The following is an 11,303-nucleotide window of genomic DNA, read 5'->3' as shown; positions in this document are numbered from 1 at the left end:
ACTAAAGTTGTTCACAAAATTCTGTTAAGCGTTCGAGTCCGTACGGCCAGTCGCCAAAGCCAGACTCGGCATTAATATGTCCCGCCTCCCCGATATCGATTAAATGCCCCTCCCAGCAAGCCGCCCAGAACTGCGCGCGCGAAAAAGGCATCAGGGGATCATTTCTGCTGGCAAACATCAGGCAGGGAACGGGTAAAGCCGCTGGCTGAATAGCCTCTTCAAGGCCGAAAAACGCGGGTTCCGCCGGTGCGACCATAACGACACCGGCGACGTTTACCCGTCGCGTTTGCAGTAATCTGCACGACGCCAGCGCGCCAAAACTATGACCGACGAGAATGGCAGGCAGCGGGGAAAGCGCCAGCTCGCGGGTGATGGCGGAAACCCAGTTTTCAATATCAGGCTCTAGCCAGTTTTTTTGCTGAATCCGCCTCCAGAAAGGAAAACGTCGCCCCCAGCAGCTTTGCCAGTGATATTCATCGCTGTCTCTCAGACCCGGCACCAGAATAAGGGTATAAACGTTACTGAGTTGCTGCAGGCGTTGTTCAATCATGACGTTTTCCTGTTACGCTATTCGCGCTTATTCGGCGGGAAATTGCGACAATAACCATCCAACGGCGATAAGATCTGCGCTACCGCCAGGGCTTAAATTCCGTTTGATAAATTCCGCATCCATTCTGAATAACGCCCTCACTAATTTATCCGCCGTGAGACGCTGTATTTTTAATAATCGTCTGGCGTAGCGTCTGGCGTAATTCAGCCCTGCGGTCCCTCCCCGAGAAACCAGATTGGTATCCGGATTTGCCGCCATCAGGCCCAGTAACATTCTCAGTAACGCCACCTCTTCGGATTCTCCCTGACGTAACGCGGTCTGCAGATACGGAAGACCTGACTGGCGTACAGTGATAAAACCACTGGCGGCTTCCCCTCTTGCCCCAGTGAACCCGTATGCCTGAAACTGCTGCTCTCCCTTCGTTTTTGCGATACCGCTATTTTTCAATTCCTGCTCGACAATGCCGGTACATATAAGGCTGGTCTCATGACACAGGCTACGTTGCGTGAGCGCTTCATGCCTTTGGGTAAGACGCCCCGCCGCAGCACACAGCAACCCTAACGAGAAGATCCCCCCTTTATGGGTGTTCACCCCGCCGGTGGCGGTAAACATCGCCTGCTCACAGGCCAGGCCAGTCGGCCTTAGCGCCCGCAGCGTTTGTGGGCCAGTAAGATAAGCACTCTCTCTGCCTGTGTTGAAAAATAGTGACAGCCAGGGGGCAATCGCCGCGATACTGGTTATGAACAGTGCGAAATTCATATCGCTATGCGCCCCGCTGTTTACGCGATCCACCAGACCCGGTTTCGGGGTTAAATTAATTTCCCGGTACAGGGCCTCGACAGCCAGCTCAGCAAAGGAGCGCTGCACGTCTGGTTCGTTAAATCTGGCAAGCAAAGTAGTCATCGGTTAACTCCTCGATCACGCGCGTTAGCTCGGCCTGCGAATGACGTCGCGAACGGGAACAAACATGAGCAGGTTCATGACAGATAAAGCATCTACGCATCGGCTGCTGGATGGCATTTCTTTTCAGCTGCCCCTTTTTCGGACAAAACACGTCGATATCCCACAGACGTCCCAAAGGATGGTTATCTTCCAGATGTGCAGTGACGTGTTTTATCATCCACGCGGGAGCCGCTACCGACCAGAGAGCTTCCGGCCCGGTGACCGGGTGTAACACCTGATGCCGACAGACCTTCCACTGATGCGTGTGGAACAGGTCTCCGAGAGCCTGATTCGCGACAGCCATCACGCGTCTGGCCAGCGCGGTATCCTTCACCTCGCCCGGCCAGACCAGCGTGACGGAAACCACGGTATGATCCGACTGAAACAGCCACGCCTGCTGCCGACGGGCTCGTTGCTCCCGGGAAGCCAGAACCTGTTCCAGAGAGACATTCACGTTCGAGGCTTTATCCGTCATGGGAATTACTCCTTCACCTGGCGAACCACATCAATCACACTGCCGTCGCGGTAGCGCACCACACCGACAATTCGGTCAGTAAATTCAACCGGCTTAGGCTTGCCCGAAATCAGCAGTGCCTGTTGATACAAGGCTTCAATGTCGACGATGGGCAGTCCGGCGTTGATCAGACGTTCACGGATTTCCGGGCGCGCCGGATTAACGGCAATACCGTGATCGGTAACCAGAACGTCAATACTTTCACCCGGCGTTACCAGCGTAGTGACCTGCCTGACGACGGTAGGAATGCGGCTGCGGATCAGCGGGGCAACGACAATAGTGAGATTTGCCGCTGCCGCGACATCGCAGTGTCCGCCCGACGCGCCGCGCATTACGCCGTCGGAGCCGGTCAGGACATTGACGTTAAACTGGGTGTCTACTTCCAGTGCGCTGAGGATGACCACATCCACTCTGTCACAGCAGGCGGCTTTTGCGGCCGGGTTCGCATAGACGTTAGTGGAGATTTCCACATGGTCGGGATTGACCGCCATGGAGGCTGCCGCCGCACCGTCAAAACTTTGCGTATCAAGGATCTTTTCAATTAACCCTTTCTGATGCAGATCGACAATGCTGCCGGTGATTCCGCCCAGTGCGAACCGGGCAACAATGTTGTGCTTGCGCATTCGGGTTTCCATAAAACGCGTACACGCCGTTGACGCCGCACCTGAACCGGTCTGAATGGAAAAACCGTTGCGGAAATAACCTGAGTGTTCGATCACGTCGGCAGCAGAGCGGGCAATCATCAGCTCACGTGGATTACTGGTGACCCTGGCGGCGCCTACGCTGATTTTTGCCGGGTCGCCGACGCTCTCAATCTGCACAATATAGTCAACCTGATCCTGAACGATACTGGCTGGCAAGTTGGGGAAAGGCTTCAGGGTTTCGGTGAGCAACACCACTTTTTTGGCATATTTTGCGTCGACCATGGCGTAACCGAGGGAGCCGCACTGCGATTTGCCGCCGTTGCCGCTGGCATTGCCATATTCATCGCAGCAGGAAACCGCCAGAAACGCGACGTCAATGGCAATTTCGCCCTTCTGAATCAAATTCACCCGCCCGCCGTGCGAATGGATTTGTACTGGCTCGTCCATCAGGCCGTGCGAAATTGCATCCGCCAGATCACCCCGCATACCGGAGGTGTAGATTTTGCCGATCACGCCATTGCGAATGTGTTCAATAAGCGGAGTATTGCACGACATTAACGAGCTGGACGCGAGCGTGATCCCTTTCAGGCCGCGCTGAGCCAGCTTATCCATCACGTAATTGATGACCTTATCCCCTTCGCGGAAGGCGTGGTGAAAGGAAACTGTCATACCGTCATGCAGATCGCAGCGGGCCAGAACATCGTCCACGCTGGCAAAAAGTTTGCGCTGGTATTTTTGCTGATTATCAGCAAGATAAGGCGTCGTTGCGTTCGCGCCGCTGAATGCGACGTACTCACGACGGGAGTCTGGAATGTGATGCAGAGTTTCTGTTAGGTTTTTCATTATTCATCCTGTCGCTTGCAATGGGGAATTACTGACGAATGCCGGAAGCATTTTTGCGTTCGATAACCACGCGGGCATGGTTGATAATCGGCGCATCAATCATTTTGCCGTTCAGCGAAATCACCCCGAGTCCGTTGCGCTCCCCTTCCTCTGCAGCTGCAATCACGCGTTGTGCGTAATCCACTTCTTCCTGGGTTGGCGCGTAAGCGTTATGCAGAATTTCAATTTGTCGCGGATTAATCAGCGATTTTCCGTTGAAGCCCATCCGTCGAATCAGATCCACTTCCTTCAGGAAACCGGCCTCATCATTCACATCGGCGTACACCACATCGAAAGCGTCAATACCCGCCCCGCGTGCGGCATGTAATACGGCACAGCGGGCGTAGAACAGTTCTGTCCCGTCGCCTCGCTCAGTTTGCATATCCATCACATAGTCAAAGGCGGCCAGCGCAATCCCCATTAAACGGTCGGACGATTTCGCAATGGCAACGGCATTAATAACGCCAACGGCAGATTCGATCGCTGCCATTAATTTCGTTGAGCCAACAGGACGTCCGCAATTTTCTTCAATGCGAACAATTTCGCGTTCAAGCTGATGGATATCTTCCGGAGAGTCGGTTTTCGGTAAACGAATAACATCAACGCCCGCCCTGACGGCGGCTTCCAGATCTTTTAATCCAAAAGGTGTATTCAGCGGATTAATTCTGACAACGGTTTCAATATCTTTGTACATCGGGTTTTGCAGGGCATGAAATACCAGAAGGCGAGCGCTGTCTTTTTCTTTTAGCGCTACGGCATCTTCCAGATCAAACATAATGGAGTCCGGTTTATAAATATATGCCGTAGAAAGCATGGCGGCACTTGAACCGGGAATAAATAACATACTGCGGCGTAACTTTTTCATTATAACTTTTCCCATGCAATATCTTCCCGAGCCGAACCTCTGAGCAGAGCAGCCTGTAAACGGGCACGGATCACGCAATCCAGCGCGCCTTTATCATCAATAATGATCTGCCCTTGATCGATGTTGAACGCAGCCAGGGTTTCATTCACCACTTCGGTAATTCGGTCGCCGAACTGCTTATACACTTCGCTGTGGATGACCACATCCAGCCCGCTCTCGACGGGGCTGACCTTTACCATAAGGTCACTGGACTCCAGCGTTCCCGCCATCGCGGCTTGTACAATTTTCATATCAGTTTTCCTGTGATAATGCGGTTAAACCGCTGCCGACAACGATTCGGATAAACGAGGCTGATGTTGCCCCTCGTTATTCAGAAACGCGCGCGTGGTGGCAGGCACCATACGACTGGCGGCAGCAATTTGGTTTTCTTTTAATAAACGACGAACGGCTGAAGCAGAGACCGGCACATCATTACCGTCCGTTCTTCTTTCTATTTCGTGTACGCGGATACAGGCCGCTGTGCTCGTTGCGTTTTCCAGCCAGTGATGCATCGCCCGGTTATATTCTGCGGTTAGCTGACAGAATGGTTCCGTCCCCACAAAACGATGAGTGATATTCAGCGCAGGTGCGATGTAATTTCTGAACAGCATAAGATCAATTGCCGCGTAGGCTTTATCTATCACCTGCTTATCTTTCAGGAAATAGCCTGGGAATGTCCCGCGCGAAATAATATATGCAGACCCCGGATGAACAGTGACATTTTTAAGATGCCGCGATCCGTCCCTGACCATCGCAAAACGTTCTTTAAACGAAAAAGCGGAGACATCTTCCTGAACCACGAAAACATGGAGCCAATCGCACTGGCTTGCCGCATGCTCGATAAGATATTGATGGCCTAGCGTGAATGGATTCGCGTTCATCACGATCGCGCCTATATTTTTTCCCGGCACGAAATGATGATTACGCAACTGGCTGCAGTAACGATGAATACCGACCGGCGTATTCTCCATTAATGCCGCACAATTATCGACGGTGACAAGCGGATAGAATCCGCATCCGCGAAACGACTTCACATTATCCGGACAGGTAAAAAGAAAGAGCTGATGTTCGCCGTTTTGTGCCGCCAGAAGTTCGGCCTCATGAATTAACGTCAGGATTAACGACGAGCCGCGCCACCCGGAATCCACTGCAATGCATTTTAAGGTGTTACCCGCAATACCGGTGCAGGCAATAATCTGACGCTGGTAGAGTGCAACAATAAATTGCGAGATATCGTCATCAATGCCTAAACCGTTGCGTGCCAGGAAGCGGGCAACTTCCTCTCTGGCCTGAGCGTTACCGGCTTTTATAATCTCAAATTCTGGCGTTCTGGCGGTGTACATCGTCTCTCTCCTGACCGTCTAAACAAGCAACGCTTCTTGCTGCGGTTGGGCTTCCACAATGGTATTAATCAGACGACCAATATTTTCGATTTCAACTTCAACCCGATCGCCATCATGCATAAATAACGGAGGATTGCGTTTTTTACCGACGCCGCCAGGCGAACCCGTAATAATGACGTCACCGGCGCTGAGGGAGGTGAATGTGCTGATATAGGCGATAAGATCTGCAACTTTGTGGATCATGCTACCAGTGGAGTCGTTCTGAACCAGCATGCCATTCAGCCAAGTATGGATGGTCAACGCATGAGGATCGGGTATCTCATCCGCTGTAGTCATATAGGGGCCGAAAGCGCCGGTTTGCTTCCAGTTTTTACCAGCGGTAAACCACGCGTGCTGCCAGTCACGAACGGAGCCATCCATATAGCAACTGTATCCCGCGACATGATCGAGCGCGTTATTTACATCAATTCGGGAGCCCGGTTTACCAATGATGACGGCCAGCTCGCCCTCATAATCGAATTCTCTCGACAACTCAGGTTTAAGCACAGGTTGGGCATGACCTGTTTGCGAATCAGGAAAACGGATAAACAGCGTCGGGGCATTATTCGTCTCGGCAAACTCTTTTCTTTTTTCAGCGTAATTCATCCCAACGCAGAAAATTTTTCCTGGCTCTTCGATAACGGGCAAAAAGGTAATATCTTCAAGCGTAATATCCACAGGGCAATCGTTGTATTGCCTTGCGACGTCAACGGCATCCCATTGAAGAAGGTCTTTCAACGTCGCATATTGATGGCCGATTTTATTACCCAAATCTATAACGCCGAACTCTGTATAAATCCCGTAGCTTTTACGGCCCTGATGAATATAACTTGCTAATTTCATGATGACACCCGATTGATATACATGCCTATTTTTGTTTACGCCCTGAGGCGTAAACAAATTGCCAAACTTTTTATTCTGCGGACTGGGCGGGCACCAGTACCGATTTTGTACCGGCTGCCAGATACGTAGCCACGACAACGCCAACGCCAAGCAATACCAGAATCAACCCGGTCATCCCCACCCAGCCCAGTGAATGGAAAACAAAACCGTTGATAAAACCAATCACCGAACCGCCCATGTAGTAGAAGAATAAATAGAGTGCAACGGCCTGGCCTCTTGCATGCGTTGCATTTTTACTTACCCAGCTCAAACCAATAGAGTGACAGCCGAAGAAACAGCCGGTAAAAATCACCGCGCCAGCAATAAAGGCGATGACATTCGACGTCAGCGTCAGCAGCATGCCTAAGGCCATGATCAGGAATAGCACGCGCAATACTTTCATCGCGCCATATTTCGCACTTAAACGACCAGCCTGCGGAGCCGTAAAGAAACTCAGGGCGAAGCTAAAGGAGAGCAGACCTGCATTTGCCGGTGAAATATGGAATGGCTCCCCTTTCAGGAAGAAGGCCAGATAGTTATAAAGCGAGGTAAATGCGCCGAAAATAATGAAGCTGATGACAAAAGCCAGCGCCAGATTTTTGTTTTTGAAATGCGATGCAGCCCCTTTCACCATACGCGTAACGTTAAGGTTTTGCGTTGGGGTGAAGTTTTTAGATTCAGGCAGTAAAAACTTAACCAGAATGGCAACCACAATCAAGCTGGTCGCAAAACCGTAAAAGATGGCATTTATTGAAACGTGATCAATAAGTTGGCTGGCAACAATACGACCGGACATGCCGCCCATCGAATTACCGAAGACAAAATATCCCGTTACAATACCTGCCGCCACCGGGGCGACTTCTTCACTGATGTAGGCGGTGGCTGCCGCAGCGATGCCGCTCAGCGCCAGACCAATTACCGCACGTAGCGCCACCAGCATCGCCCAGGATTCCATCAGCGGGCAGAGCAGCGTAAGAATACCGCCTAACAGGAGGGAAACAATAATTAACCGTTTTCTGCCATAATGATCGGATAACGTCCCGGTAAACAGCAATCCAATCGCCAGCAAGGCCGTTTCTGCTGATAAGATAATACTCACCTGGCTGACAGGAACATTATATTCCACAGCAAGTGTCGGAAGCAGTGGCTGAATAAAAAACAGAGAAGCAAGCTCTGCAAGCCCGGATAATGCCAGGGCCAGAATCACGCGAATATGCGCACCGGCTTTTACAGAATCTGAAGCTTTCAGGGTATTGTTAGCATGAGTTAACGCCATAATAACCTCGGTATTATTGTTAGGGTACAGAGTGTAATTTTTTAAGGCAGATGTTTTTTATTTAGATTTTATTTACTCAACTTCAGTGAGCATTTTTTCCGGTACACATACGGCACCCTCAAATAACTTGCGTGAAGTACGTATGACAGCGGCACGGGTTTTTTCGATATTGTTACCTTCCTTCAACAAGGACACAGATATTTTTCCACTTGGGTGTTCAATATCGATGATATTTGTGAAGAGCCCCTTTGGACGATCGGCGACAATTTTTGCCGCGACGGATCCTTCAATCAGCGTTGCGGTCGAAATACCAATCGATCCGGTAATCGCCAGTGATTTATGGCATGTGTGCGGCATGAAATACCGTACCTGAATCGTTCCGCCGTTACGCGCCGGGCTGAGAAGAACCGGTTTCGGGATCACCTTGTTTGCTACATCCCCTAAGCCCATAGCTGCACCAGCCTGACGACGCAGACTCTCCAGCTTTTCTTTAAATGTCTTATCGCCATCTAATTCGGCAGGAGATTCCACTCCTGTTTTCCCCAGCGCTGAAGCGTCAATCAATACCATCGGCATCGCCATATCTATACAGGTGACTTCAATACCGTCGAAGACGTTTGTCGCACTGTCCGTCGGCAACAATTTCCCCGTTTTAGAACCCGCAGAGTTCAGGAAAGTTAAGCCAATGGGTGCGGCGGTCCCCGGGACACCATCAATTTGGGTATCGCCTTCATACACCACCCGATAATCAGGCGTTTGCACTTCTGCATCGACCAGCGTTCCGGTATTGAGATTGCGGATCCGCACCGTCGTTACCGGGCTTTGCGCCTTCACCAGCCCCTTTTCAATGGCAAAGGGACCAACCGCACAGAGCATGTTGCCGCAGTTAGGTGTGGTATCGACGCGACGTTCGTTCACCATCACCTGCGCGAACAGGTAATCCACATCCGCGTCAGGGCTTTCTGAAGTGCTGACTATCGCCACCTTACTGGTTTGCGGGCTTCCACCGCCAATACCGTCAATTTCGAGTTCATGGCCTGCCCCCATCAAACTGAGTAAAACTGCGTCGCGCGCTTCTGTTTCCACAGGCAGGTCGCTGGCCAGAATCACCGGCCCTTTTGACGTACCGCCACGCATTAATACGCAAGGGATCTTTAACATGTGTTTATCTCACTTCGCTTTTGTCTGGAACGCTATAAGGTTTTCACACTCCGGTTGATAACTCTAATGCCAAAAAAAGTAGGATTAATACGTTTTGCACATTAATAGCCCGTGCGTTATGGTGGTTATATAAAAGCGAGAATGGGATACAGCTATGCCGCATGAACTTCAGGGGATACAAGCGTTTGTAAAAATTGCAGAAATCGGCTGCTTTACAAAAGCATCTCAATTTTTTCACATTTCACAACCTGCTTTAACACGCAGAATTCAGAAACTTGAAGATAGCCTGGGAACCACGCTGTTTGAACGTTCTACGCGCAGCGTTAAGCTCACGGCAGTAGGAAGAGAATTTTTACCTAAAGCTAAGAATTTAATAGATTTTTATGAAAGTTCCATCCTCAGTATTAAAGAGATGGCGACACATCAGGCTGGTGTTATTACGGTTTCCTGTATCCCTACTGCCGCGTTCTATTTTCTGCCTTCAGTGATACGAGATTACAACAATGACTACCCAAACATCCGAATCCGCATACTGGAGCACAGCGCCAGCGATTGCCTGGAAGCAGTTTTAAATGGCGATGCAGATTTCGGTATAAATATGATAAACGTCACACATCCAAATATCGATTTTGCGCCGCTGGTGAACGAACCCTTCGTTCTGGCATGCCGACGCGACAATGAGCTGGCGAATAAATCGCTGGTAACATGGGACGATCTGGCAGGAATGAAGCTGATTGGGGTAAGACGCTCCAGCGGAAACCGATCGCTGATCGATCAGGCTTTCGAGAAAATGGCCTGGAAACCTAACTGGTTTTATGAAGTGCGTCATCTTTCAACGTCACTTGGGATGGTGGAAGCGGGTCTTGGTGTGTCTGTCGTTCCCAGTCTGGCGATGCCGGCCGATGAACATCACGTCCTTGTTAGTCGTCCACTGATAGAACCCGTCATACGCCGTACGCTTGGCCTTGTAAAACGCAGTGAAACAACCCTTAGTCCTGCGGCGGAAAAATTCCGCCAGCTGATATTACATCTGTGGTCGGGCGAAAATAGCAGCCCCTGGATCAACAAGTTTACTCAGTTGTGACTCACCGTTGGGCGACCAATGTATGACCGATGAGAACTCTCCCACAGCATCAGCAGAGGAAGTCAACGCATTGATTTTCGTTAAGAAAATGAATTGTCGAAGGTGGAAATCAGGCAGACCAAGTGGAAACATCAAGGGAAGTGACTTTGGAGCGGGCGAAGGGAATCGAACCCTCGTATAGAGCTTGGGAAGCTCTCGTTCTACCATTGAACTACGCCCGCATTGAAGTGCGTAAGGGATTATAAACCTTACGCTCTTCTTGGCAAGGGACTAGCCGACTGACTGGCGATTAATTCACCGTCAGCATTTTGGCTTACTGCCCTGCGGCGGTAAATAACGCAGCGGATCGATAGCCGTTGCGCGATAACGGATCTGGAAATGCAGACGCACCGTCGTCGCATCCGTGCTGCCCATCGTGGCGATCTTCTGCCCGGCTTTCACGTTTTGACCGTTGTTCACCAGCATGGTGTCATTATGCGCATAGGCAGTGATGTAGTCCTCACTGTGCTTAATCATGATGAGGTTGCCATAGCCCCGCAGTTGATTGCCGACATAGACCACCTTCCCCGCTCCGGCCGCATAAATCGGCGTACCGCGCGCAGCTGAGATATCAATGCCCTTGTTACCGCCGTCCGCCGTAGAATAAGGCAGAATCACCTTACCGCTGGCGGGCCACTGCCAGCAGCGTTGTCCTACCGGCGGCCAGGACGATTGCGGCACGGAAGAAGACGGTCTGACTGCCGCCGTTTTGGTAGAGGATTTCGAGCTTGTTTTACCAGAGGAAGAAGTGGATTTCGCACCGCCGCTGACCTTTAGCTTTTGCCCCACTTCAATGGTATAGGGTGGGGAAATGTTATTCAGGCGAGCGATCTCTTTCACGCTGGTGCCGGTGGCGCGTGAAATACGGTATAACGTATCTCCCCGCTTCACGGTATATACGGAGCCGGAATAACTTCCTGCGTCAGACGACTTACTCCCGGAACAGCCAGATAACAGCAGACCGACACACAGCAGCATCGCGACACTCAGGCCATTTTTCTTCAGGCGTCCTGCACTCAAAACAATACCTCGCAACATTTTCA

The 11,303-nt window shown here is 51.0% G+C and carries 12 protein-coding genes and 1 tRNA gene; 1 reads left to right on the top strand and 12 read right to left on the bottom strand.

Annotated elements, in window-relative coordinates:
- Position 1 precedes the first annotated feature (1 nt).
- The 10 genes from FDW96_RS05105 to FDW96_RS05060 form a co-directional block, all read right to left on the bottom strand.
- Positions 2-550, bottom strand: coding sequence for an alpha/beta hydrolase (locus tag FDW96_RS05105; protein WP_137365298.1), 549 nt, complete (start codon positions 548-550; stop codon positions 2-4).
- Between the two features lie 27 nt (positions 551-577).
- On the bottom strand, positions 578-1,453 hold the full coding sequence (citG, locus tag FDW96_RS05100; protein ID WP_137365297.1) for a triphosphoribosyl-dephospho-CoA synthase CitG: 876 nt from the start codon (positions 1,451-1,453) through the stop codon (positions 578-580).
- A complete protein-coding gene (gene citX, locus FDW96_RS05095) occupies positions 1,428-1,967 on the bottom strand; it encodes a citrate lyase holo-[acyl-carrier protein] synthase (RefSeq protein ID WP_079226030.1) in 540 nt (179 codons plus the stop codon). Before citX ends, citG begins: the two co-directional genes overlap by 26 nt.
- A 5-nt stretch (positions 1,968-1,972) precedes the next feature.
- Positions 1,973-3,493 (bottom strand): citrate lyase subunit alpha, encoded by a 1,521-nt coding sequence (gene citF / locus FDW96_RS05090; RefSeq protein WP_079226029.1) that lies wholly within the window; start codon positions 3,491-3,493, stop codon positions 1,973-1,975.
- A 28-nt stretch (positions 3,494-3,521) separates the two neighbouring features.
- Complete coding sequence (gene citE, locus FDW96_RS05085; RefSeq protein WP_038633430.1) at positions 3,522-4,397, bottom strand: citrate (pro-3S)-lyase subunit beta; 876 nt, start codon at positions 4,395-4,397, stop codon at positions 3,522-3,524.
- The gene (citD, locus tag FDW96_RS05080) at positions 4,397-4,687 is read right to left on the bottom strand and encodes a citrate lyase acyl carrier protein (RefSeq protein ID WP_042310853.1); all 291 of its coding nucleotides are present in this window, start codon (positions 4,685-4,687) and stop codon (positions 4,397-4,399) included. Before citD ends, citE begins: the two co-directional genes overlap by 1 nt.
- A 24-nt stretch (positions 4,688-4,711) precedes the next feature.
- Entirely contained in the window at positions 4,712-5,779 is a 1,068-nt protein-coding gene (gene citC / locus FDW96_RS05075; RefSeq protein ID WP_137365296.1) for a [citrate (pro-3S)-lyase] ligase, read from the bottom strand.
- Positions 5,780-5,797: 18 nt separating this feature from the next.
- Positions 5,798-6,661 carry a fumarylacetoacetate hydrolase family protein gene (locus FDW96_RS05070; protein ID WP_137365295.1) on the bottom strand — a complete coding sequence of 288 codons (864 nt, stop codon included), beginning with the start codon at positions 6,659-6,661 and terminating at the stop codon, positions 5,798-5,800.
- 70 nt (positions 6,662-6,731) lie between these two features.
- Positions 6,732-7,976: an MFS transporter gene (locus tag FDW96_RS05065; RefSeq protein WP_079226025.1), complete on the bottom strand. Its 1,245-nt coding sequence runs from the start codon at positions 7,974-7,976 to the stop codon at positions 6,732-6,734.
- Positions 7,977-8,048: 72 nt separating this feature from the next.
- Positions 8,049-9,137 carry a 4-oxalomesaconate tautomerase gene (locus tag FDW96_RS05060; RefSeq protein ID WP_137349434.1) on the bottom strand — a complete coding sequence of 363 codons (1,089 nt, stop codon included), beginning with the start codon at positions 9,135-9,137 and terminating at the stop codon, positions 8,049-8,051.
- Between the two features lie 154 nt (positions 9,138-9,291).
- Here FDW96_RS05060 and FDW96_RS05055 point away from each other — a divergent pair, with 154 nt between their 5' ends.
- Positions 9,292-10,221, top strand: a complete 930-nt coding sequence (locus tag FDW96_RS05055; RefSeq protein WP_061382413.1) for a LysR family transcriptional regulator — start codon at positions 9,292-9,294, stop codon at positions 10,219-10,221.
- 147 nt (positions 10,222-10,368) lie between these two features.
- On the opposite strand, the gene FDW96_RS05050 is transcribed toward FDW96_RS05055, so the two are convergent.
- Together FDW96_RS05050 and actS are read right to left on the bottom strand one after the other, a co-directional pair.
- Positions 10,369-10,442 (bottom strand) — tRNA-Gly (locus FDW96_RS05050).
- 79 nt (positions 10,443-10,521) lie between these two features.
- Complete coding sequence (actS, locus tag FDW96_RS05045; RefSeq protein ID WP_061382552.1) at positions 10,522-11,280, bottom strand: amidase activator ActS; 759 nt, start codon at positions 11,278-11,280, stop codon at positions 10,522-10,524.
- Between the last annotated feature and the right edge of the window lie 23 nt (positions 11,281-11,303).

Source organism: Citrobacter sp. TBCS-15, from assembly GCF_005280815.1.
GTDB lineage: Bacteria > Pseudomonadota > Gammaproteobacteria > Enterobacterales > Enterobacteriaceae > Citrobacter > Citrobacter werkmanii.
Note: the sequence above shows the minus strand (reverse complement) of the source record. Positions and strands in the feature narration are given on the sequence as shown.

What these genes read in the sequence shown, in the direction of transcription:
- FDW96_RS05105 (WP_137365298.1), bottom strand. Translation starts at nt 550, where the DNA reads ATGATTGAACAACGCCTGCAGCAACTCAGTAACGTTTATACCCTTATT.
- citG (WP_137365297.1), bottom strand. Translation starts at nt 1,453, where the DNA reads ATGACTACTTTGCTTGCCAGATTTAACGAACCAGACGTGCAGCGCTCC.
- citX (WP_079226030.1), bottom strand. Translation starts at nt 1,967, where the DNA reads ATGACGGATAAAGCCTCGAACGTGAATGTCTCTCTGGAACAGGTTCTG.
- citF (WP_079226029.1), bottom strand. Translation starts at nt 3,493, where the DNA reads ATGAAAAACCTAACAGAAACTCTGCATCACATTCCAGACTCCCGTCGT.
- citE (WP_038633430.1), bottom strand. Translation starts at nt 4,397, where the DNA reads ATGAAAAAGTTACGCCGCAGTATGTTATTTATTCCCGGTTCAAGTGCC.
- citD (WP_042310853.1), bottom strand. Translation starts at nt 4,687, where the DNA reads ATGAAAATTGTACAAGCCGCGATGGCGGGAACGCTGGAGTCCAGTGAC.
- citC (WP_137365296.1), bottom strand. Translation starts at nt 5,779, where the DNA reads ATGTACACCGCCAGAACGCCAGAATTTGAGATTATAAAAGCCGGTAAC.
- FDW96_RS05070 (WP_137365295.1), bottom strand. Translation starts at nt 6,661, where the DNA reads ATGAAATTAGCAAGTTATATTCATCAGGGCCGTAAAAGCTACGGGATT.
- FDW96_RS05065 (WP_079226025.1), bottom strand. Translation starts at nt 7,976, where the DNA reads ATGGCGTTAACTCATGCTAACAATACCCTGAAAGCTTCAGATTCTGTA.
- FDW96_RS05060 (WP_137349434.1), bottom strand. Translation starts at nt 9,137, where the DNA reads ATGTTAAAGATCCCTTGCGTATTAATGCGTGGCGGTACGTCAAAAGGG.
- FDW96_RS05055 (WP_061382413.1), top strand. Translation starts at nt 9,292, where the DNA reads ATGCCGCATGAACTTCAGGGGATACAAGCGTTTGTAAAAATTGCAGAA.